Raw genomic sequence first — 22,536 nt, 5'->3', positions numbered from 1 at the left:
AGCGCATAGCGCGTCTCGAAGGATGAACGGCCCGGCTGGTGGCCGTCCATCCTTCGAGGCTCGCAAGAGCTCGCACCTCAGGATGACGGATTGAGATATCCGTCGGCCTACCCAACCTCACTCATTCGGAAACGTCACGGCCTCGACGCGATTGCCGTCCGGGTCGAGGACGAAGGCTGCATAATAGCGCACGCGGTCGTGCGGGCGCAGGCCCGGGGGACCATCGGAGAGGCCGCCGGACGCCAGCGCGGCGGCATGGAACGCATCGACCTCGGCGGGGGTTTTGGCGCGCAGGCAGATATGGGTGCCGCTCTCATGCGGGACCTGCGCCATCGCGGCACGCAGATTGATCCAGAATTCGGGATAGGCCTTGCCGAAGCCGATCGTTGCCGGCCGTGTGACGAGACGCGTCAGGCCGAGCGCGGCCAGCGTCGGTTCATAGAACCGCGCGGCGCGTTCGAGATCGCGGACACCGACGGAGACGTGGTCGATCATGTCTATCCTCCCTCGTCATTGCGAGGAGCGAAGCGACGAAGCAATCCATCGATCCGAGCATGCGGACGGATGGATTGCTTCGCTTCGCTCGCAATGACGTCCCTTTCATCACGCCAGCCTCACGCCTGCGCGCCCGACTTCACCAGCTTGTAAAACACCGAATCCATCAGCGCCTGGAACGAGGCGTCGATGATGTTGGGCGAGACGCCGACCGTGGTCCAGCTCTCGCCGGTCTCGTCCTCGCTTTCGATCAACACGCGCGTGACCGCCTCGGTGCCGCCATTGAGGATACGGACGCGGTAGTCGATCAGCTTCAGGCCATCGATATATTTCTGGTACTTGCCGAGATCCTTGCGCAGCGCCACGTCGAGCGCGTTGACCGGACCGTTGCCCTCAGCGGCCGAGATCAACCGTTCGCCGTCGACATCGACCTTCACCACCGCGAGCGCCACCGTGACGCGCTGGCCGTTGGCGTTATAGCGCTGCTCGACATTGACGTCGAACTGCTCGACCTTGAAATATTCCGGCACCTTGCCGAGCGTGCGACGCGCCAACAGGTCGAATGAGGCATTCGCCGATTCATAGGCAAATCCCGCGGCCTCGCGCTCCTTCAGCTCCTCGACCAGCCGCGTCAGCCGCGGATCGCCCTTGTCATAGACGATGCCGGCGCGGTCGAGCTCGGCCATCACATTGGAGCGGCCGGCCTGGTCCGAGACCAGCACCTTGCGGTGATTGCCGACGGAATCCGGCAGCACGTGCTCGTAGGTCTGCGGATCCTTCATGACAGCGGAGGCATGGATGCCGGTCTTGGTGACGAAGGCGCTCTCGCCGACGTAGGCCGCATGGCGGTTCGGCGCGCGGTTCAGCATGTCGTCGAGCGTGCGCGACACCTTCATCAACGTCGCCATTTTCTCGGTGGTGACGCCGATCTCGAACTTGTCGACAAACTCCTGCTTCAGCTTCAGGGTCGGGATCAGCGAGCAGAGATTGGCATTGCCGCAGCGCTCGCCGAGGCCGTTGAGCGTGCCCTGGATCTGCCGTGCGCCGGCGCGCACCGCGGCGAGTGAATTCGCCACCGCCTGCTCGGTGTCGTTATGAGCGTGGATGCCGAGATGGGCGCCGGGCACGTGATTGACGACGTCGGCGACGATGGTCTCGATCTCATGCGGCATGGTACCGCCATTGGTGTCGCACAGCACCACCCAGCGCGCACCGGCCGCATAGGCCGCAATGGCGCAGGCGAGCGCATAGTCGCGGTTCTCCTTGTAGCCGTCGAAGAAATGCTCGCAGTCGACCATCACCTCGCGGCCCAATGCCTTGGCGGCCGCGACGCTCTCGCGGATCGAGGCGAGGTTCTCCTCGTTCGTGGTCTCGAGCGCGACCCGGACCTGGTAGGCGGAGGATTTGGCGACGAAGCAGATCGCGTCGGCCTTGGCCTCGAGGATGCCGGCGAGCCCCGGATCGTTCGAGGCCGAACGGCCCGGCCGCCGCGTCATGCCGAACGCGGTGAAGCGCGCGTGGTCGAAGGCAGGCTTCCTGCTGAAGAACTCGGTGTCGGTTGGATTGGCGCCGGGATAGCCGCCCTCGACATAGTCGATGCCGAGCGCGTCGAGCATGCCGGCGATCACCTGCTTGTCCTGCAGCGTGAAGTCGACGCCATTGGTCTGCGCACCGTCGCGCAGCGTGGTGTCGAATAGATAGAGGCGCTCACGGCTCATGCGTGGCCTCCGGGCACGGCAACGCCATCGAGCGTCTTCTGCATCGTGGTGTTGGCGAGCCATTCGTCGTTGATGGTGACCGTATTGCGCTGCTGCGCGACGTAGCCGCGCTTGCGGAAGAATTCGAGCGCGGTGTCGCTGACATCGGCTTTCAGGGTCTTGGTGCCGCGGGCGCTCGCGATCTTCTCCAGCGCATCGCACAGCGCAGCGCCGACGCCCTGCCCCACGGCACTCGGATGCACGTAGAGCATGTCGATGTGATCGGCGCCCTTCAGCGAGGCAAATCCGACCGGCGCGCCCTGCAACGTTGCGATCAGCGTGAGCTGGCCGGCCAGCTTCTTGCCGAATGCCGCCTCGTCGTCGGCAACGGCCGCCCAGGCCTCCTGCTGCGTTTCGGTGTAGTCGTCGCCGGTCAGATCCATGATCGAGGCCGCGAAGATCGCCGCCAGCAGCGGCGCGTCGTCGGGCAGATACGGACGCAATGCGGGTGCGGAACGGCTCATCGCGCGACCTCCCAGGTGGTGCCTTCCTTGGAGTCCTTGATCACTACGCCCATCGCGGCGAGCTGATCGCGGATCCGGTCGGATTCCTTGAAGTCCTTGCGCGCACGCGCCGCAGTGCGCTCGGCAATCAGCGCCTCGACCGCAGCGGCATCGACGCCGCTCGCCTGTTGCTTGCGCGCCTCCCACGCCGCCGCGCTCTCCGACAGGAAGCCGAGCAGCCGGAGCGAACCGGCGAACTCCTTGCGACTCTGTTCGTTGCTCGAGGCAGCACTGCGCAGGCCGTGCAGAACGGCCATTGCCTGCGCCGTGTTGAGGTCGTCGTAAAGCGCCTCGACCATCGCCGTCGACGGCGCGCCGGGCTCGGCGTCGGCCGCAACCGCGTACCAATCGTCGAGTATCTTCGCGCTCTCATCTGCACTCTTCAGCGTCCAGTCGAGCGGCGAGCGATAGTGCGTCTTGAGCATGCTCAGCCGCAACACCTCGCCCGGCCAATCGGCCAAGAGATCGCGGATCGTGAAGAAGTTGCCGAGCGACTTCGACATCTTCTCGCTTTCGATCTGCAGGAAGCCGTTGTGCATCCAGACATTGGCCATGCGGTCGGTGTGGAACGCGCAGCAGGTCTGCGCGAGCTCGTTCTCATGGTGCGGGAACACCAGATCGATGCCGCCGCCATGGATATCGAACTTCTCGCCGAGATGCTTCCAGGCCATCGCCGAGCACTCGATGTGCCAGCCGGGGCGCCCTTCGACCGCAATGCCTGCCGGCGACGGCCAGGACGGCTCGCCCGGCTTCGACGGCTTCCACAGCACGAAGTCGGTGTTGTCGCGCTTGTAGGGCGCGACATCGACGCGGGCGCCCGCGATCATCTCGTCGAGCGAACGCTTCGACAGCGCGCCGTAGCGCGGCAGCGTCGAATTGGCCGCGTTCATCGCCTGCGGCGAGAACAGCACATGGTCCTCGGCGACATAGGCGAAGCCGCCGGCGACCAGTCTCTCGATGATCGCGCGCATCTCCGGGATGTGCTCGGTCGCGCGCGGCTGCACGGTCGGGGCTAAGCAGCCCAGCGCCGTGACGTCGTCCTGGTACTGCTGATAGGTCTGCTCGGTGACCTTGCGGATCGCCTCGTTCAAGGGCACGCCGGGATAGTCCCGCGCGGCGCGGACGTTGATCTTGTCGTCGACGTCGGTGATGTTGCGGACATAAGTCACGTGATCGGCGCCATAACGATGGCGCAGCGCGCGGAACAGCACGTCGAAGACGATAGCCGCGCGGCCGTTGCCGATATGGGCGAAGTCGTAGACCGTCGGTCCGCAGGCATACATGCGGACGTTGTTGGCATCGAGCGGCACGAACGGCCGCTTCTCGCGGGTCAACGTATCGTAGAGGCGCAAATCCATGGATCACCGTCCCTTGCGGCCGGGCGTCCAGTGATTCTCAGGCGATTGAGAAAAGACGGCCTCAGCCAGCGAATCGCTAGCTCATAATCTCGCGGCAAATGCTGCAGATGGCGAGGTGGCCGTTCATGGTTCCACCATGTCTCATGGCCCCTTTATCGCGTCAAGGGGCTGTTTTCGGACGTATTGCGGCCGGCCCCACAGCGAAATCACGCCAACGCCCTCATGGTTAATCATTATTAAGCATTTGGGCGTATCCGGTGGCTCGCGGATTCCCCGCCATTTTCACTGGTGCACCATGCGGCCGATTTCAGCATTGATTGCCTGCACGCTCTTCGTTGTCCCGTCCTTCTTTGCCCCCTCGGCCGCGCTGGCCGACAGCCGCGTCTTCATCGTCGCCAACCAGGCGGACGGCTACGGCATCGATCAGTGCCTGGCCCGCGGCGACCGCTGCGGTGCGTCTGCTGCCCGGGCCTATTGCCGGTCACGCGATTTTGCACAGGCCACCAATTACCGCCGCGTCGATCCCGACGAGATCACCGGTGCGGTTCCGCACGCTGCAAATGAGAAATGCAGTGGCAATAGCTGCGGCGAATACGTCGCCATCACCTGTCAGCGCTAAGCCAAGCCGCTGGATAAACGGGGCTATTGCCACACCGGCGCCCCGGAAACGACGTGACGCTGCCCCGAGAAACAGTTATTGCAGGCGACCTTTGCAAGGGGACCTTGGCCGCGCGCTTTGGCGTTGATCGCCGCGCGGCGTCGTTTTAATGGCCGGATATGCCCAATAGCTCCCGTTCTCGCTTCTCCCGCTGGTTTCTGACTTGCGCCGTGCTGGCCGGCATCGCCCTGCCCGCCACGGATGCCCTGGCCCAGGTGCCCCCGGGCCCGCCCGGCCCGGCTCCGCAGGGCGCGCCGCAGGCCAACCCGATGTGCAGCCGGCTCGAGGGCCAGTTGGCGGCGATTGATCGCGGCGGCGGCGATCCGGCAAGGGACGAGCAGATCCGCCGCTATCAGGACGCGGCAACCCGGCAGCAGGGCGAACTCGATCGCGTGACGGCGCAGGCGCGGCGCATGGGCTGCGACAGCTCCGGGTTCCTCTCTCTCTTCAACAACAATTCGGCGCAGTGCGGTCCGGTCAACAACCAGATCCAGCAGATGCGCGCCAATCTCGACCAGATGACCGCCAATCTCGAGCGGCTGCGCACCGGCGGGCTCGGCGGTGCCGACCGCGAGAACCAGCGCCGCTCGGTCCTGACCGCACTGGCGCAGAACAATTGCGGCCCGCAATACGCCGCGGCCGCAGCGCGTGGCCCGGGCAACTTCCTCGAGAACCTGTTCGGCGGCGGCGGTGGCGGCAGCAATCCGAGCAGTCAGCTGCCTCCGCCCGACGCGCAATATGGCGCACAGTCCGGCACCTTCCGCACCGTCTGCGTCCGCACCTGTGACGGCGCCTACTTCCCGATCTCGTTCGCGACCAGCCAGGCGCGCTTTGCCGCCGATGAGCAGATCTGCAAGGCGCAGTGCCCGGCCGCGGAAGCCAGCCTGTTTACCTATCGAAATCCCGGCGAAGACATCAACCAGGCGGTCTCGATCAACGGCCAGTCCTACTCGGCGCTGCCGAACGCCTTCAAGTACCGCACAGAGTTCAACCCGTCGTGCTCCTGCAAGGCGCCGGCCAGAGCTGGGCGGAGGCGCTGAAGGCAGTCGACGACCAGGCGGCCGCCGCGCAGCAGGGCGACATCATCGTCACCGAGGAGAGCGCGCGGAAGATGCAGCAGCGCGCGCAGACCAAGTCCGCCGCCGGCAAGAAGGGCGCGCCTGCAGCAGCCGCTCAGCAGCAGCCGGCCGCGGCTGACGCCACGGCCCCGGCCGCGCCCACGAGCGACGGCCAGATCCGCACGGTCGGCCCGACCTTCATCCAGCAGAAGAAGCAGTAGGGTTTACCCCTCGAACGCCTCCGCCGACGCGCGCGAGCCGCGCGTCACCAGCTTGTCGTCGGGCTCCGGCAGCGCCTTGCCGAAATCGCGGAAGCGGTTGGTGATGGGATAGCGGCGGTCGCGGCCGAAATTCTTGCGCGTCACCTTCACCCCCGGCGCGGCCTGCCGCCGCTTGTATTCGGCGATGTTGAGCAGGCGATCGATGCGGGTCACCACGTCGGGATTGAAGCCGGCTTCGATGATGGTCGCAAGCGGCTCCTCGCGCTCGACCAACCGTTCGAGGATCGCGTCCAGCACGTCGTAGGGCGGCAGCGAATCCTGGTCGGTCTGGTTCTCGCGCAGCTCCGCGGTCGGCGGCCGGATGATGATGTTGACCGGGATCACCTCGCCCGAGGGCCCGAGCGCGCCGTCCGGCTTCCAGGCATTGCGCAGGCTCGACAGGCGGAACACCTCGGTCTTGTAGATGTCCTTGATCGGGTTGAAGCCGCCATTCATGTCGCCATACAGCGTGGCGTAGCCGACCGACATTTCCGACTTGTTGCCCGTCGTCACCACCATGGCGCCGGTCTTGTTGGAGATCGCCATCAACAGCGTGCCGCGGGCGCGGGCCTGCAAATTCTCCTCGGTGATGTCGCGCTCCAGCCCCTTGAAGACAGGCGCGAGAATCGTCTCGAACCCGTTCACGGCGTCCGCAATCGGCAGGATCTCGTAGCGGATGCCGAGCGCGGCTGCGAGCTTGGCGGCATCGTCGAGCGAGACCTGCGCGGTGTAGCGGAACGGCAGCATCACGCCGCGCACCTTGTCGGCGCCGAGCGCATCGACCGCGATCGCCGCGCACAGCGCCGAGTCGATGCCGCCGGAGACGCCGAGCAACACGCCGGGAAAACCGTTCTTGCGGACATAGTCGCGCAGGCCGAGCACGCAGGCCGCGTAATCGGCCTTGTCGCCTTCGAGCTGCGCCGTGATCGGCCCGTTGCAGCGCCAACCATCTGCGGTCTTGCGCCACGTCAGCGTCGTGATGTTCTCCTCGAACGCCGGAAGCTGTGCTGCGACGGAGAGATCGGCATTCAGCGCGAACGAGGCGCCATCGAAGATCAGTTCGTCCTGGCCGCCCATCTCATTGAGATAGATCAGCGGCAGCCCGCTCTCGGTGACGCGCGCCACCACGATCGACAGCCGGAGATCGGTCTTGTCGCGGGCATAGGGCGAGCCGTTCGGCACGATCAGAATTTCCGCGCCGGTCTCGGCCAGGCACTCGACGACGTTTTCGTAGTCCTCGGATTCCTCGAGCCAGATGTCCTCGCAGATCGGCACGCCGATACGCACGCCGCGCACGGTCACCGGGCCCGATGCCGGGCCGCGCGCAAACAGCCGCTTCTCGTCGAACACGCCGTAGTTCGGCAGGTTGGCCTTGAAGCGCAGCGCGGCGATGCGGCCGCCGTCGAGCAGCGCGCAGGCATTGTAAAGCTTGCCGTCCTCGACCCAGGGCGTGCCGATCAGCATCGCCGGGCCGCCATCTTTGGTCTCGCGCGCCAGTTCCTCGATCGCGGCGCGGCAGGCCGACTGGAACGCCGGCTTGAGCACCAGATCCTCCGGCGGATAGCCGGCGATGAACAGCTCCGACAGCACCACGAGGTCCGCGCCGTCTGCCTTCGCCTTGTCGCGCGCGGCACGCGCTTTCGCGGCGTTGCCGGTGACGTCACCGACCGTCGGATTGAGTTGCGCCAGGGTGATCTTGATCTGTTGTTCGCTCATATCTTTATGTTGTCCCGCACAACGGCAAACTGCAATGGTCGTCCGATCATGGTGCGATTGCAGAAATCGCACTGGGATCGCGGGCGCCGGTCAGGGGGCAAGCTCTGTCCTCACCTCACCGAGCAGCGCCATGCCGCCCAGCCGGCCCAATTCGTCCGAACATTTCGCGCTCTTGCCGTAGCAGCCGAATGCAACCGTGACCCGCTCCGAAAGTGGCCCGATGCTGGGCAGGCCGGAGGCGCCAAAGGTCGTCATGCACGGCACGACGCGGCGTTCTTCGAAATTGAGGTCGCGAATGCGGTCGAGGATCTGGGTTTGCAGCCGATCCGCCATGTCAACCGATCCGCCCGACCGGAACCAGTCCTTGATGTCAGCCTCGCTCTCGAGCGCACGATCGACCGGATCGCCGCCGAGCTTCAGCCAGGTCTGACCATCCGGATATGGGATCGGCGGCAGGATATAGGGATTGTCGCCCTTGGGCCCGAGACAGCGCATCGACGGCATGCCGGCGAGGCGCTGAACTTCCGCCGCACTGAGCCGAAACAGCGCCACGGTACGCCCATAGACCGTAAAGCCCAGGGATCGGCCGAGCAGCGATTGGGTGTGCCCGCCGGCCGCGACGAGGACGCGCGCGGCCTCGACGTTGCCCGCTGCCGTCCGGATCGTCACGCCGGAGGCGCTTTCCGAAATCCCCAGCGCAGGCTCGTTGATGATCCGGGCGCCGGCGCGCTCGGCTGCGATGGTCTGGGCCCGGACCAGGCGGCGCGGTGAGATATAGCCGGCATCGCGCGGCTCGAAATAGCCCAGCATTCCCGTCGTCGATTTCAGATATGGAAATCGCTCCGCGAGCCCTGCATCCTGATAGGCCTCACAGGTGATGCCCTCGTCGCGGCAGACTTCGCCGACTGACGCTACATCGGTCGTCTCGCGGTGACCGATGTGAAGCGCACCGGCTTCCCGGTAGAACTCGACGCCGCTTTCCGCTGCAATCTCGTCGTAGCGCGCAATCGCAGCGCGGTTCATCTGCCGCCAGAAGGCTTGCGGATCGTAACGCCGCGTGATGCGGCCCTCGTCGTAGTGGCTGCCGAACACGCCGCCATGGCGCGCAAAATCCGCCGGCTCGTCGGGCCCGATCAGCGCGACGTCATGGCCCATCTTGCTCAGATGCCGCGCGGCCGCCGACCCGATCAGACCACGCCCGATCACCGCAAGCTTGATCGGCTTATCGACACTCACGGTCAGAACGCGCCCAAGCGCTCGGCCAGCGCGAACAACCAGAACAGCCCGGCCATGATGAGCGCGACGCCGACGGCGGCCGAGCCCATGTCCTTGACCCGGCCGATCTGCTGATCGTGATCCATCGTCAAACGGTCGGCGAGCTTCTCGATCGCGGTGTTGAGCAGCTCGATCACGAGCACCAGCACCACGGTCGCGACCAGCTCGACCCGGCGCATCACTGTGGCGCCGACCAGCCAGGCCAGCGGCACCGACAGCACCAGTGCCACCACCTCCTCGCGAATCGCCTGCTCCGAGCGAATGGCGAATGCCAGCCCGTTGCGCGAGTTGATGGTGGCTCGCCAGAACCTCAGCAAGTCACTGCCCCCAAATCACTGCCCCAAATCACAATCCGGCAGCGGCCGGCATCGGCTTGACCTTGCCGGCGCGCTCCTGCTTCAGCAGCTCGGCGATCAGGAAGGCCATGTCGATCGACTGTTCGGCGTTGAGGCGGGGATCGCAGACCGTGTGATAGCGGTCGTTGAGGTCCTCGTCGGTGATGGCGCGCGCGCCGCCGATGCATTCGGTGACGTCCTGCCCGGTCATCTCCAGATGCACGCCGCCGGCATGGGTGCCTTCGGCCGCATGGATCTGGAAGAACGCCTTCACCTCCGACAACACACGGTCGAACGGCCGCGTCTTGTAACCGGAGGTCGAGGTGATGGTGTTGCCGTGCATCGGATCGCACGACCACACCACCTTGCGCCCTTCCCGCTGCACCGCGCGGATCAGGCCGGGCAGATGGTCGCCGACCTTGTCGGCGCCGAAGCGGTTGATCAGCGTCAGGCGTCCCGGCTCGTTGTCGGGGCTGAGCACGTCGATCAGCTTCAACAGCTCGTCCGGCTTCAGCGACGGACCGCATTTCAGGCCGATCGGGTTCTTGATGCCGCGGAAATATTCGACATGGGCGTGGTCGAGCTGGCGGGTGCGGTCGCCGATCCAGATCATGTGGCCGGAGGTCGCATACCAGTCGCCGGTGGTCGAATCGACCCGCGTCATCGCCTGCTCGTAGCCGAGCAGCAGCGCCTCGTGGCTGGTGTAGAAATCGGTGGCGCGCAGCTCGGGATGGCTCTCGAGATCGAGGCCGCAGGCGCGCATGAAGTTCAGCGCGTCCGAGATGCGGTCGGCGAGCTCCTTGTAGCGGCGGGACTGCGGCGAATCCTTCAGGAAGCCGAGCATCCATTGATGCACGCTGCCGAGATTGGCGAAGCCGCCGGTGGCGAACGCGCGCAGCAGGTTCAGCGTCGCCGCGGATTGGCGATAGGCCATCAGCTGGCGCTGCGGATCGGGAATGCGCGCTTCCGGCGTGAAGGCGATGTCGTTGACGATGTCGCCGCGATAGCTCGGCAGCTCGACATCGCCCTGCTTCTCGGTCGGCGACGACCGCGGCTTGGCAAATTGCCCGGCGATGCGGCCGACCTTCACCACCGGCAGCGCGCCGGCATAGGTCATGACGACGGCCATCTGCAGCAGCACGCGGAAGAAGTCGCGGATGTTGTTGGCGCCGTGCTCGGCAAAGCTCTCGGCGCAGTCGCCGCCCTGGAGCAGGAAGGCCTCGCCGTCGGCGACCCGGCCCAGCGCCTTCTTCAGGCTGCGCGCCTCGCCCGCGAACACCAGCGGCGGAAAGGTCGCGAGCTGCGCCTCGACATCCGCCAATGCCTTGGCATCGGGATAATCGGGCACCTGCAGCACCTTCTTGGCGCGCCAGCTATCGGGTGTCCACCGCTCGGACATGAGGTCAACTCCTGAGCAAAAACCGCGACTTAATCGACGGGAAAGGAGGGCTTATACACAGCCGCCCGCTCCCCCGCTAGAAGGAATCCTGCAATCCCGTCAAACTCTTGCAGGAAAATGCGAATTCGCATTTGCTGGACCATACCATGAATGCCAGCCAAATTGCCGTGGCCCAGGCCACGCTGGACGACGTTTTTAGCGACGACATCGTTGTGCCCGCCGCGGACGGCTATCCGCTGGCCGCGACGCTGTTCCTGCCGCGCGGCAAGAAGCGCCACGCCGTCCTGATCAATTCGGCGACCGCGGTGCCCCGCAAGGTCTATCGCGGCTTTGCCGGCTACCTCGCCCGCCGCGGCGCGGCGGTCGTGACCTACGACTACCGCGGCACCGGCGACTCGAGGCCGATGGCGGCGACCGGCCTCAACAAGCCGAAGTCGCTCGCCGGCTTCAAGGCCACGATGGCGGATTGGGCCGCGCTCGACGCCACCGCCGCCGTGAGCTGGATGCGCTACCGCTACCGCGACCTGCCCTTCGCCTATGTCGGCCATTCCTTCGGCGGCCAGGCGCTCGGGCTCTTGGCCAATAACGCCGAGATCCCGCGCGCGCTCTTGATCGCCGCGCAGGCCGCCTATTGGAAGCTGATGGACTCGCCCGAGCGCTACCGCGTCGTCGCCTTCATGAACGGCATCGGCCTGCCGCTTGCGCGCACGCTCGGCTATGTGCCTGCGTGGGCCGGCCTCGGCATGGACCTGCCGAGGGGCGTGTTCGAGCAATGGACGCACTGGGTGATGCGCGAGCGCTACCTGCTCGACGACACGACGCTTGCAGCGCGCGAGAATTTTGCAAAGTACAAAGGCAAGCTCCGCGCCTTCAGCGTGACCGACGACACCTGGGCGACGCGGCCCGCGGTCGAGCTGCTGTGCTCCGCATTTACGTCGATCACGCCTGAGATCATCTCGATCCGTCCCGCCGACGCCGGCGTCACCAAGATCGGCCATTTCGGCTTCTTCCGCAGCGACCACCGCGACACGCTCTGGCGCGGCGCCGCGGAGTGGCTCGAGGCGGAGGGGTAAAGCGCGCGCTTTCTCCGCTGTCGTCCCTGCGAAAGCAGGGACCCATACTCCGCGGCGGATGTTGTGGATGGGACTCGTCATTCGAGCATCGCGCGCCAATCAGCGTTGGTGGTTATGGGTCCCTGCTTTCGCAGGGACGACACCGAGTATGTTGCGCGGCCCGTGGGTCATGCCTTCGCATTCTCGCGACATGAATCGTCCGAGCTTTTGCATTTCGTTTCGCCGCTCTGCAAGAGAGGGCGCAGGGAAAGCCGGGTGCCGATCGCACCCATGGGTCCGGTGCAATAAAAAAAGCACCGGAGGTCGGACCACAGGTGTAACCGGAAACATCCCGGCTTTCCCTGCGCGATGGGTTACGGCTTATACGTGCTCTCCCCGGTGAGACTGGGCTTGCTTGTCACCGCCCTCGCAAGGCGCGAAGCGCTTTGCGAGAGGACACCTGCCGCTAGGGCGTCAGGACCACACGATTTCGCTGTCCACCTCGGCCACGCGTCGTCACTCGTGACCTCGGCGTCCACCGCATCCCACCGCAACACTCCTGACGATGCGCAGCGCCCCTCGATCGGGTGAGACGGGAATATTGAACATCTGAGTTGGGTCAAACGCCAAGCGGAATATTTTCCGCAGCGGGACTGGACAGGAGTTATCCTTTTGATTTATTTGGTAAATTTTGCGCTTTGGCGCAAAGCCTTATTGACCATTTAGGATTTATACGAGCCCATTGTAGGGTTGCGTACGTCTCAACATTCAATCAAGACTGAGCGCATTGAGTAAGCACGTTGGGGCCCGATGCCTGCTGTTTCTGACTACGCAGCTATTTCTCATCGCCAAGACGCATTCTCCGGGGCTTACATAAGCGCAATCTGCGCGGCTGCAGGGTGCGGAGTGGACGCAGTTGCGCTGGACAATGACAAGGTTGATTACCTTGTGCGCTCTCGCGTGCAGGGCAAAGTTCTAAACAAACCGCAAATAGACATTCAGGCGAAGTGCCGGATGAGCGGCATGGCCGCGACCGACCCTATATCTTATACTCTGGACCTAGAGACCTATGATGCTCTCAGAGATGTAAAGGTCTGTATTCCACGCATTTTGGTGCTGGTGCTTGTCCCTGATGATGTCCAAGAGTGGATTATGCAATCCGAGCACGCTCTCATGCTTCGACACTGCGCCTACTGGGTTTCGCTGAAGGCAATGCCGCCGAGCGCCAACGCCGCGACACAGACGATCCATATACCCAGAAAAAACTTCTTCGGCGCCCAAGCGTTGCAAACTATGATGACCAAGATTGCTGACGGGGTCGACCTTCAATGAGGGCATCGATAAAGGACCAGCTTGCGATTGGTGCGATCCGGCCCCTAAACGCCATCGGCTATCTGCGTGCTCACGGCTGGGAGCGTTTCGGGGATGCGGCCGGGCGTCCATTCACCGTTTGGCACAACGCATCACACCCCAGCGCGGAAATACTCATACCGGCTGATCGAAGTGCCGCTGATTATACGTTGCTGCTTCGTGAAGCGCTGCTGGAACTAGAGGCCGTCGAGAACCGCTCGCAGCTCGAAATTCTCCGCGACTTGTACAATTCGGGTTTTGATGTTGTCCGACTGGCATCTCAGACTACGCGCACAGCGGATGGAACTGTAGACATTGACGAGGGAGTGCTACTTTTCGAGCGCGCGCGCGATACCCTGTATGCGGCCGCATGCTCGACTGTGAAGCCGCAGGCTGTCTTCCACTCGCGGCGTCCCCAAGCGGCCAATGAGTACATGCGGAAGGCGCGGTTGGGCCAGACGGAGCAGGGAAGTTACGTGCTCACACTTCTGTCGCCCGTTGCGCCGCAATTGACGGCTCATAGTGACACAGACCTTTTCCCTGAGGAGCCCTTTGAGCGGCGGGTGGTCCAGACCTTGGCGCGATCCGTGCGCTTAGCGGTCGGTGCTGCAGAAAGTTCGGTGGCAGCAGCGATACCGGACTTTAGCCCGTTCCAAAATGCGGTGGCTGGCGGTGTCAGCGCCAATCTATGTGAGGGCATAGCCGGTCTTTTCTCGCCCACAGACCCGGCCAATGTTGAGCTTTCCATTTCTTGGGCCCTAAATCGGCCCACACCGAACGACGCCCACTCCCGTGTACTCATCAGCAGTGATGTCATTCCTACTCTCCAAGAGGCCGCTCGGCTCTTTCGGGCTTTCGACCGGCTTGAGAACTACGAAATCAAAGGTCCAGTAATCAAACTTCAGAGGGACCAGACCGCACCATTCGGTATGGTTACCGTGCTAGCTCCAGTTGAAGGGCGGACGCGAAAGGTCACGCTGATCCTGCCCGACCGTGACTATCAGACGGCAGTCGTCGCTCATCATCAGCATCGGTACGTACGAGTTATCGGAACAGTCGCGCGTGAAGCCAAAACCTATCGTTTGGAGAACCCGGTCAACTTCGAACTCGCCCCAGACGATGAGGATGAGGTCGGGGTGGAGGATTGAGGCTCCGAGTTCGGGCCGCGCTCGTGCCGCGTTTCGGCTTTACGAAATACACATCTGGCCCTGCTTCACCGTCACGGTGCGGTCGCGCAGCTCGATGTCGAGCACGCCTTTCAGCACCAGGAAAAAATCGTCGGTGTCGTCATGCTTGTGCCAGACGAACTCGCCCTGCACCTTCACCACCATGACGTCGCAGGCGTTGAATTGCGCCACCGTGCGCGGCGACCAGTGATCGGAGAACGTCGACAGCTTTTCTTCGAGATCGATTGGATTGTTCATGGGCCTTGGCGTGCGTGGCTCGCAAGCTGCAGGGCGCGTTAGCCAACCGGTCCGCCCGACCGATCCACCCTACGGCCTGAGAAGCTTGAATCACAGCCCCTTGTCGGAGGGAATCCCTATTGAGTGTACAGGCCTGGAGCGCGACGAGCTGAGATTGCCGTTACCGCCAGCATATCCCCGCACCAGCAGACTCGAGGAATCAGACCTGCCGCTGCCTTTTGCATTTGGGACAGTGCGGCGGGATCGCCGAAAGTATCGGCCTGCAACATTTGGAAACACTCGCGAACTACGTTATAGCTGCACGGCACGTTACCTAGGGTTGCGGGAGGGTAGTGTCGGGATGATTTCGAGAGGACTTACTTTCATTTACGTCGAGTACGGAAACCTTGAACGCCTTTATCTGGAATTGCGATACAGTCTGGCGACGCTGCTGCATTGGAAATTTCATGCTGCCGTGGACGTGGTCGTCTATACCGACAAGCCTGATCGCTATCGTGATTTGCCGATCCGAATTGTCGATATCACGCCGAAGATCGCAGAGTTCTCGCGCCACGGCCTCTACCACCACCGCATTAAGCCGTGCGTGCTCCTCGAGGAAATGAGGAGCAATCCGAACTTCTGTGTCATGACAGATACGGATACGTTTTTCCAAGACGGGTTCTTCGAGAAGCTATGGTCAATAGTATCCGCGGGATCGGTCGCTGTGGACCGCTTTCATGGGCTAAATCCATTCTCGAAACTTGCTGGATTCAATACCGACTTGCCGAACATTGGCCGGTATCGCTACGATCAAAAAACCTCCGTTGAATACAATAGCGGGCTGACCGCAGTCGATCCGGCGAAGCATGTGCCTGTGATCGAGGATTCAATCGCGCTGATTGATGCTGTGCTCGATCAGAACAAGAGGCAGCTCACGCTGGAGCAGATTGCGCTGTCAGAGAGCTTGCGCGTCCACAAAATTCATGTGGCGACGATGTATCCGCTGTTCAGGCATTATTACCGCGTCTCGCACAAGCGTTACATGCAGTGGCATATTCGGCGCTGGTACGAGAAGCACGGCGCCGTCTTTGCGCCGCAGCCCCCGACAATTCGTTACACCCGACCTCGTGTTCGCTTCTTCCGGATCTGGGCTAAACTCAACTCGATGCTGCATGCGCGCGACCGACAGGCGCAGGCCGAAATGAAATGGCGGTAAACCGGGCTCTCTGCCGAGGTGGACCCCTGATCGCGTCGCTCCCAAGGGCGTCGTGCCCGCGCCGTTACTGATACCTGGTCGGCCCGTGATGCCCGTTCTTATCGCAATGCGCTTCGCCGTTGGCGGCCTTGCGCGCCAGCAGTTCCTTTTCGGCCTGGTACCAGAGCTGATCCATGTTGCCGTGCGGTTCGCCGGCGTCCTTCCACAACTCGTAAGCGCGGGTCCGAATCTCCTGCTCGGTCGGGCCTGTCATGAGCGGCTCCCTCAATCTGAAATAATCAGTTGTTTTGAAGGATGGAACTTGCAGCTCTGGACAATGTTCCAAAATGAATGACCGCGCCAGTGCGAAAGCCCGACATTTTCGGGAAGAGACGGTATTGCGAGGCGGCCTGACCGCCGGGGATCACGGCGACACCTGCCCGAGCGCCCGACGCACGCGGAACAAGCCCGACGCCGATCCGTGCCGCACAACGCGTGCAGGGAGCGCCCCTACTCCGCCGCCTGCCTTACGTGGCGCGCGGTGGGCGTCCGCATCGTCACCAGCTCTTCGGAGGCCGTCGGGTGCAGCGCGATGGTGGCGTCGAAATCGGCCTTGGTCGCCTTCATCTTTACGGCGATCGCGACCACCTGGGTAACTTCGGCCGCGCAGTCGCCGACGATGTGGCAGCCGAGCACGCGGTCGCTCGAACCATCGACCACGAGCTTCATCAGCACGCGGGTGTCGCGGCCGGACATCGTCGCCTTGATCGGGCGGAAATCGGTCTTGTAGATGTCGACGTGGCTGTACTGCGCCCGCGCCTCTGCTTCGGTGAGGCCGACGGTGCCGACCTCGGGTTGCGAGAATACCGCGGTCGGGATCGTGGCGTGGTCGACCTGAACCGGGCGCTTGCCGAACACGGTGTCGGCGAAGGCATGGCCCTCACGGATCGCGACCGGGGTCAGATTGGTGCGGTGGGTGACGTCGCCGACCGCGTAGATGTTGTCGACCGAGGTCTTCGACCAGCCGTCGACCTGGATGCCGCCATTGGCGGGATTGATTGCGACGCCGGCAGCCTCGAGCCCAAGTCCCCTGACATTGGGATGGCGGCCGATCGCGAACATCACCTGGTCGGAGGCGATGCTCGAGCCGCTCGACAGATGGGTGGTGAAATCCTTGCCGTGCTTGTCGATCTTCGCCACCGTGCAGCCGGTGATGATGGTGATGCCGCGCTTCTCCATCTCGGCGCGGACATGCTTGCGCACGTCCTCGTCGAAGCCGCGCAGGATGTTGTCGCCGCGGTAGACCACGGTGACGTCGGAGCCGAAGCCGGCGAAGATGCCGGCGAATTCCAGCGCGATGTAGCCGCCGCCCTGGATCACGATCCGCTTCGGCAGCTCCTTCAGGTGAAACGCCTCGTTGGAGGAGATCACGTGCTCGATGCCGGGAACGTGCGGTCCGTGATTGGGCGCGCCGCCGGTGGCGATCAGGATGTATTTTGCCGTGACCTTCTCGCCGGTCGCGAGGTGGAGCGTGTGGGCGTCTTCCAGCACCGCGCGGGTCTTGACGATCCTGGCGCCGGACTTCTCGACATTCGTCGTGTAGGCGCCCTCGAGCCGGGCGATCTCCTTGTCCTTGTTGGCGACGAGGGTGGCCCAGTCGAACGAGACCTGGCCGATGCTCCAGCCGAAGCCGGCCGCATCCTCGATCTCCTGGTGGACGTGGCTGCCGATCACGAACAGCTTCTTCGGCACGCAGCCGCGGATCACGCAGGTGCCGCCCATCCGGTACTCTTCGGCGACCATGACCTTCGCGCCGTAGTTGGCGGCGATGCGAGCGGCACGAACGCCGCCCGAACCACCGCCGATGACAAACAGGTCGACGTCAAACTCGGCCATGGGTACCTCTCGCTTCCTTCTCCCTCGCCCCGCCCTTGCGGGGAGAGGGTCGGGTGAGTGGCCATCTCCGCGAGTCAGCCTAGCGGAGAGTCCCCCTCACCCGGCGCTTCGCGCCGACCTCTCCCCGCAAGCGGGGCGAGGTGACAAGTTTAGATATCCTTGCCGCGCTTCTTCATCTCGGCCTTGAACTGGCCGTTGACGATCACGCCGAACTGCTGCGCCCACTGCTGCATATATTGCAGCGAGCCGTTGATTGCGACCGGCTCGGCAGTCAGCAGCTTCTGGCCGAGCGGCGTCTTGTAGAACGTCACGAGATCCTTCAGCTCCTGCTCGGTGAACTCGGCGGCGTAGATCTGCGCCATGCCTTCGCCGATCTCCTTCTCGGTGCCGCCGAACTGCTTGGCAACGACCACCGCGACCTCATCGAGATCCTTCTGGTAGTTCAAGAACTGCTGGAGCAGACCGGTCTTGGTCTTCTCGATGATTCCGGGGACGGCGCCGTTGTACATCACCGCGACGTTCTTCATCGCCAGGATTTCCTTTGCGTACCCGATCGCCGCGGGGGTCGACTGCTTGACCTTCGGCATGGGGGGCAGCTGCGGCTGCTGCGCCATCGCCGGTGCGGTCGCGAGCGCCAGTCCGACCGCCAGGGTCGCTGCCGACAAAAGTCCCGAAAAACGCTTCATTCCAAGTCTCCTTGCTTGCGGCCTCATGGCCGTTCAACAACCCGAATTCCCTGTGCGCCGGCCAGAACGGCGACGCTGCCAAGCCCGATGAACAGGCCATGTTCGACCACGCCCGGAATCACGCTGAGCAAACCGGCGAGACGCGGCGGGTCGCCGATCCGGCCGAGATGCGCATCGACGATCCAGTGGCCGCCATCGGTGACAAAAACGTGACCGTCCTTGCCCTTACGGATGACCATTTGGCCGGACACGCCAGCTTCAGCAAACGCCCGTGCCATCCCGGCCTGGGTCGCGGCGAGCCCGAACGGGATCACCTCGACCGGCAGCGGAAAGCGGCCGAGCACGTCGACCCATTTGCTGTCGTCGGCGATCACGATCATCCGATCGCTGGCGGCCGCCACGATCTTCTCCCGCAACAGCGCGCCGCCGCCGCCCTTGATCAGATTGAGCGCGGGGTCGATCTCGTCGGCGCCGTCGATGGTCAGGTCGAGATGATCGATCTCGTCCAGCGTGGTCAGCGGAATGCCGCAGCGGATCGCATCCGCGCGGGTCACCTCCGAGGTCGGCACGCCGATCACCTTCATGCCCGATCGGACCTTCTCGCCGAGCAGCTCGACGAAATGCTTGGCGGTGGACCCGGTGCCAAGCCCGAGCTTCATGCCGTCGCGTACCTCTTCGAGTGCGCGCGCCGCCGCCTGGCGTTTCAGTGCGTCCATGTCCACGGCCGATAGCCCCTCGGTTGTCCGTTACGGGCGCGCCATCGTGCGGCCCGGCGGGCGCATATCTAGCGTCGTTTTGCGGACAGGAATAGCGCCATCCGGACCGGTCTTTGGGCCGAAACGGTATCCATCGCGGCCAAAATCGCCGAAAAGCGCTCTTCGACCTCGGCCCGCCTGCCGGGATGGGTGAAAATGTAGAACCGGTCGTCGCGGATCGCGGCCAGCACCTGCGCCGCAACCGCGCCGGGATCGAGACCCGTCTCCGGGCGGCGTGCGATCTCGGCGATGATCGGGGAACGAGGCGCCGCGCCATCGACACTGCCGGGGTCGGCGACATCGCAGACCACGCCCCGAACGTCGGCGCCTGTTGCGCGCAGCGCATCGACGGCCTCGTCGGGCGCGCCGGTCTCGATGTCGGCGAAGCATCGCCTTCATACCTTCTGCCGCGAAGGCGGTCGCCATGGCCAGCCCGATTCCGCCGGCCGCACCGGTGACAAAAACGGCTTTTCCTGCAAGTTCCCGCATGACGGCTTCCCAATTTCATGACGCGCCCGCATCTACTCTTGCGTCGCGGCGCACAGCCCGATAGCGAAAAGCGTGATGTCCGCCTCCTCTCCCCCCATCGTCGTATTCGATCTCGACGGCACGCTGGTCGACACCGCGCCTGATCTGATCAGCGCGCTCAATTACGTGCTCGACCGCGAGGGTCTGCGGCCGGTGCCGCTCTCGGCCGCCCGCAACATGATCGGCGCCGGCGCGCGCAAGCTGCTCGAGCGCGGGCTCGAAGTGGAAGGACGCGCGGTCAGCGTCGCTGACCTCGACCGCCTGACCAAGGATTTCATCGACTATTATGCCGAGCACATCGCCGACGGCTCGCGGCCGTTCGACGGGCTCGAGGTCGCGCTCGACCGGCTCGAGGCCAAGGGCCATCGCTTCGCGGTCTGCACCAACAAGCTGGAGTGGCTGTCGAAGCTGCTGCTCGATCGGCTCGGCCTGACGCCGCGCTTTGCGGCGATCTGCGGCCAGGACACATTCGGCGTCGCCAAGCCGGACCCGGCGTTCCTGCGCGAGACGGTCGCCCGTGCCGGCGGCCGGCTGCCCGGCGCCATCATGGTCGGCGATGCCGGCCCCGACGTCGGGGTCGCCCGCCGCGCCCAGGTCCCGGTGATCGGCGTCGATTTTGGCTATACCGACGTCCCGATGACCGAGCTCAAGCCGGACCGGCTGATCAGCCACATGCGCGATCTGCCGGACGCCGTCGCCAGCCTGATTGCAGCATAAATTTCCTGCAACAGATTGATATTACTTGGCAATATTTTGCCATGCGATTTTGCCATTAACCATCCTTTAACGAACAGGCCTCCCCCTGTTGCGCCTCTGTTCCGACGCTCTTATGGTCGGTCCGGGGATTGTGGCTGATTGCCGCAGTAGAGTGTGGATCATGCGTCGTATCATCGTAATTGCGGCCGTCGGGCTGAGCCTGGCCGGCTGCTCCTCGTTCTCATTGGATTCGTTCAAGTCGGCGCCGCCGCCGATGCAGGTACAACTGGATTCGGCGCCGCAGGGTGCGGACGCCGTGACCTCGATCGGACCGGGCTGCAAGACACCCTGTTCGGTGTCGATCCCGGCGCCGGAGGCCAACTTCTCCGTCACCTTCAACATGCCGAAGTTCCAGCCGGCGACGGTACCGGTGACCGTCACCCGCGCGCCGGGCGACTTCACGAGCCCGGCGACGACCACGCTCGATCCGAGCCCGGTGTTCGCCCAGCTGCAACCCGCCGGCCCGCCACCGCGCGCGCACAAGGCGATGCGGCCGAAAAAGAAGAAGCCGAAGCCGGCTGCCGCTGCGGCTCCAGCGGCCGCTCCGGACGCCGCATTCCCCGCTCCGAGCGCGGCGCCGCCGCCGGCGGCCGCGGCTCCGAGCCGCTAGCGCGCACAGACGATTGCACTGCACAAGAGCCCGGCCCAAAGCCGGGTTTTTGGTTTTGGCCGAGACACATCGGCGATTGCGATCATGCATCACGCGATCCGGCTCACCTATCGCTTTGCGATTGGCGTTGCATGTTGCTGATCATCGCATGCATCATCCCTTGGGACGCATTGTGACAACCTGCCAACATGCATAGATTGTGCGTGCGGCAGCCGATCACGACGCGGCGCGCAGGGAACTGGTTGCAGCACTTTGGTGGCAGCACTTTGGTTGAAGGCCCGGGTTGAATGAACGTCTCAACGCAAGCGCATTCCGACACGCTGTTTCGTCCGATGACCGACCCGTTCGGACGGACCATCCGTTACCTTCGCGTCTCCGTCACCGACCGCTGCGACCTGCGCTGCTTCTACTGCATGTCTGAAGACATGACCTTCCTGCCGAAGGCTGATCTGCTGACGCTGGAGGAGCTCGACCGGCTCTGCTCGGCCTTCGTTGCCAAGGGCGTGCGCAAGATCCGCCTCACCGGCGGCGAGCCGCTGGTCCGCCGCAACGTCATGGGCCTGGTGCGCTCGCTGTCGCGGCACCTTTCGACCGGCGCGCTCGACGAACTGACGCTGACCACCAACGGCTCGCAGCTCGCGCGCTTCGCCCAGGAGCTGGCCGATTGCGGCGTGCGCCGGGTCAACGTCTCGCTCGACACGCTGGATGCGGCCAAGTTCCGCGCCATCACCCGCTGGGGCGACATCGACAAGGTGCTGGCGGGTATCGAGGCGGCGCGATCGGCCGGGCTCGCGGTCAAGATCAACGCGGTCGCGCTGAAGAACATGAACGAGGACGAGATCCCGGCGCTGATGGAATGGGCGCACGGCAAAGGCATGGGCCTGACCTTGATCGAGGTGATGCCGATGGGCGACATCGGCGAAGGCCGTATCGATCAGTACGTGCCGCTGTCGCTGCTGCGCGCGCGGCTCGAGAAGCACTACACGCTGACCGATCTCGCCGACGACACCGGCGGCCCTGCCCGCTATGTCCGGGTCGCCGAGACCGGCGGCAAGCTCGGCTTTATCACGCCGATGACCCATAATTTCTGCGAATCCTGCAACCGGGTGCGGATCACCTGCACCGGCACGCTGCACACCTGCCTCGGCCACGAGGACGCCTCCGACCTGCGCCGGCCGCTGCGCGCCTCGGACGACAACGACCTGCTGTCGGCGGCAATCGACCGCGCCATCGGGCTGAAGCCGAAGGGGCACGATTTCATCATCGACCGCCGCCACAACCGCCCGAGCGTCAGCCGCCATATGAGCGTCACCGGCGGCTAGAGCCGTTTCCGCTCCGATCGAATCGGAACGGGGCTCTGGATTTTTGCTTTGACGCGTTCTCTTTACGCGAACGGACGTCCACTTCGCTCGCGAACGCTCTGTTCCGGCCTCCACCGACGCCTCCCCGTCCCCCGATTACCAAGGCGGGACAACGGTTTGTCATGGCGTC

General features: G+C 64.1%; 22 protein-coding genes and 1 pseudogene. 9 read left to right on the top strand and 14 right to left on the bottom strand.

The window, feature by feature from the left end:
* Positions 1–117: 117 nt before the first annotated feature.
* The 4 genes from H8A95_RS20215 to cysS form a co-directional block, all read right to left on the bottom strand.
* Entirely contained in the window at positions 118–495 is a 378-nt protein-coding gene (locus tag H8A95_RS20215; RefSeq protein WP_229184678.1) for a VOC family protein, read from the bottom strand.
* Between the two features lie 119 nt (positions 496–614).
* A complete protein-coding gene (cimA, locus tag H8A95_RS20210) occupies positions 615–2,213 on the bottom strand; it encodes a citramalate synthase (protein ID WP_229184677.1) in 1,599 nt (532 codons plus the stop codon).
* Complete coding sequence (locus H8A95_RS20205; protein ID WP_229184676.1) at positions 2,210–2,716, bottom strand: GNAT family N-acetyltransferase; 507 nt, start codon at positions 2,714–2,716, stop codon at positions 2,210–2,212. Before H8A95_RS20205 ends, cimA begins: the two co-directional genes overlap by 4 nt.
* Positions 2,713–4,113: a cysteine--tRNA ligase gene (gene cysS / locus H8A95_RS20200; RefSeq protein WP_229184675.1), complete on the bottom strand. Its 1,401-nt coding sequence runs from the start codon at positions 4,111–4,113 to the stop codon at positions 2,713–2,715. Before cysS ends, H8A95_RS20205 begins: the two co-directional genes overlap by 4 nt.
* Before the next feature lie 295 nt (positions 4,114–4,408).
* Here cysS and H8A95_RS20195 point away from each other — a divergent pair, with 295 nt between their 5' ends.
* Positions 4,409–4,732, top strand: coding sequence for a hypothetical protein (locus H8A95_RS20195; RefSeq protein ID WP_229184674.1), 324 nt, complete (start codon positions 4,409–4,411; stop codon positions 4,730–4,732).
* Positions 4,733–4,890: 158 nt separating this feature from the next.
* Positions 4,891–6,050 (top strand): annotated as a pseudogene (locus H8A95_RS20190) (DUF2865 domain-containing protein).
* A 3-nt stretch (positions 6,051–6,053) separates the two neighbouring features.
* Here H8A95_RS20190 and H8A95_RS20185 read toward each other — a convergent pair.
* The 4 genes from H8A95_RS20185 to H8A95_RS20170 all read right to left on the bottom strand — a co-directional run bounded on the left by H8A95_RS20185 (position 6,054) and on the right by H8A95_RS20170 (position 10,814).
* The gene (locus tag H8A95_RS20185; RefSeq protein WP_229184673.1) at positions 6,054–7,805 is read right to left on the bottom strand and encodes an NAD+ synthase; all 1,752 of its coding nucleotides are present in this window, start codon (positions 7,803–7,805) and stop codon (positions 6,054–6,056) included.
* A gap of 90 nt (positions 7,806–7,895) precedes the next feature.
* Positions 7,896–9,041, bottom strand: a complete 1,146-nt coding sequence (locus H8A95_RS20180) for an NAD(P)/FAD-dependent oxidoreductase (protein WP_229184672.1) — start codon at positions 9,039–9,041, stop codon at positions 7,896–7,898.
* Positions 9,042–9,043: 2 nt separating this feature from the next.
* Complete coding sequence (locus H8A95_RS20175) at positions 9,044–9,397, bottom strand: diacylglycerol kinase (RefSeq protein WP_163159605.1); 354 nt, start codon at positions 9,395–9,397, stop codon at positions 9,044–9,046.
* 28 nt (positions 9,398–9,425) lie between these two features.
* Positions 9,426–10,814: a class II 3-deoxy-7-phosphoheptulonate synthase gene (locus H8A95_RS20170; protein ID WP_229184671.1), complete on the bottom strand. Its 1,389-nt coding sequence runs from the start codon at positions 10,812–10,814 to the stop codon at positions 9,426–9,428.
* A 146-nt stretch (positions 10,815–10,960) separates the two neighbouring features.
* On the opposite strand from H8A95_RS20170, the gene H8A95_RS20165 reads away from it, so the two are divergent.
* The 3 genes from H8A95_RS20165 to H8A95_RS20155 all read left to right on the top strand — a co-directional run bounded on the left by H8A95_RS20165 (position 10,961) and on the right by H8A95_RS20155 (position 14,364).
* The gene (locus H8A95_RS20165) at positions 10,961–11,887 is read left to right on the top strand and encodes an alpha/beta hydrolase family protein (RefSeq protein WP_229184670.1); all 927 of its coding nucleotides are present in this window, start codon (positions 10,961–10,963) and stop codon (positions 11,885–11,887) included.
* Between the two features lie 789 nt (positions 11,888–12,676).
* A complete protein-coding gene (locus H8A95_RS20160) occupies positions 12,677–13,198 on the top strand; it encodes a DUF4365 domain-containing protein (protein WP_233287132.1) in 522 nt (173 codons plus the stop codon).
* A complete protein-coding gene (locus tag H8A95_RS20155; protein WP_229184668.1) occupies positions 13,195–14,364 on the top strand; it encodes a hypothetical protein in 1,170 nt (389 codons plus the stop codon). The genes H8A95_RS20160 and H8A95_RS20155 overlap by 4 nt, the downstream gene beginning before the upstream one ends.
* A 39-nt stretch (positions 14,365–14,403) precedes the next feature.
* Here the strand turns inward: H8A95_RS20155 and H8A95_RS20150 are convergent, their stop codons facing one another.
* A complete protein-coding gene (locus tag H8A95_RS20150) occupies positions 14,404–14,640 on the bottom strand; it encodes a cupin domain-containing protein (protein WP_229184667.1) in 237 nt (78 codons plus the stop codon).
* Between H8A95_RS20150 and H8A95_RS20145 the strand changes: the two genes are divergently transcribed.
* Positions 14,639–15,835 carry a hypothetical protein gene (locus H8A95_RS20145; protein ID WP_229184666.1) on the top strand — a complete coding sequence of 399 codons (1,197 nt, stop codon included), beginning with the start codon at positions 14,639–14,641 and terminating at the stop codon, positions 15,833–15,835. The genes H8A95_RS20150 and H8A95_RS20145 overlap by 2 nt on opposite strands.
* 64 nt (positions 15,836–15,899) lie before the next feature.
* Here the strand turns inward: H8A95_RS20145 and H8A95_RS20140 are convergent, their stop codons facing one another.
* From H8A95_RS20140 to H8A95_RS44190, 5 genes are all read right to left on the bottom strand, one after another.
* Entirely contained in the window at positions 15,900–16,088 is a 189-nt protein-coding gene (locus H8A95_RS20140; protein ID WP_229184665.1) for a DUF2934 domain-containing protein, read from the bottom strand.
* A 236-nt stretch (positions 16,089–16,324) separates the two neighbouring features.
* Positions 16,325–17,710, bottom strand: coding sequence for a glutathione-disulfide reductase (gene gor / locus H8A95_RS20135; RefSeq protein ID WP_229184664.1), 1,386 nt, complete (start codon positions 17,708–17,710; stop codon positions 16,325–16,327).
* A 149-nt stretch (positions 17,711–17,859) separates the two neighbouring features.
* A complete protein-coding gene (locus H8A95_RS20130; RefSeq protein ID WP_163151424.1) occupies positions 17,860–18,396 on the bottom strand; it encodes a DUF2059 domain-containing protein in 537 nt (178 codons plus the stop codon).
* Between the two features lie 23 nt (positions 18,397–18,419).
* Positions 18,420–19,118: a ribose-5-phosphate isomerase RpiA gene (gene rpiA, locus H8A95_RS20125; RefSeq protein ID WP_229184663.1), complete on the bottom strand. Its 699-nt coding sequence runs from the start codon at positions 19,116–19,118 to the stop codon at positions 18,420–18,422.
* 62 nt (positions 19,119–19,180) lie between these two features.
* Positions 19,181–19,462, bottom strand: coding sequence for a hypothetical protein (locus H8A95_RS44190; RefSeq protein ID WP_229184680.1), 282 nt, complete (start codon positions 19,460–19,462; stop codon positions 19,181–19,183).
* Between the two features lie 253 nt (positions 19,463–19,715).
* On the opposite strand from H8A95_RS44190, the gene H8A95_RS20110 reads away from it, so the two are divergent.
* From H8A95_RS20110 to moaA, 3 genes are all read left to right on the top strand, one after another.
* Positions 19,716–20,396 carry an HAD hydrolase-like protein gene (locus H8A95_RS20110; protein WP_229184662.1) on the top strand — a complete coding sequence of 227 codons (681 nt, stop codon included), beginning with the start codon at positions 19,716–19,718 and terminating at the stop codon, positions 20,394–20,396.
* A 160-nt stretch (positions 20,397–20,556) separates the two neighbouring features.
* On the top strand, positions 20,557–21,045 hold the full coding sequence (locus H8A95_RS20105) for a hypothetical protein (RefSeq protein ID WP_229184661.1): 489 nt from the start codon (positions 20,557–20,559) through the stop codon (positions 21,043–21,045).
* A gap of 287 nt (positions 21,046–21,332) precedes the next feature.
* Entirely contained in the window at positions 21,333–22,367 is a 1,035-nt protein-coding gene (moaA, locus tag H8A95_RS20100; protein ID WP_229184660.1) for a GTP 3',8-cyclase MoaA, read from the top strand.
* Positions 22,368–22,536: the final 169 nt, after the last annotated feature.

The organism is Bradyrhizobium oropedii, assembly GCF_020889685.1.
GTDB classification, from domain to species: Bacteria; Pseudomonadota; Alphaproteobacteria; order Rhizobiales; family Xanthobacteraceae; genus Bradyrhizobium; species Bradyrhizobium oropedii.
The sequence above is the reverse complement of the archived record's forward strand: the minus strand, read 5'-3'. Positions and strand labels throughout refer to the sequence as shown.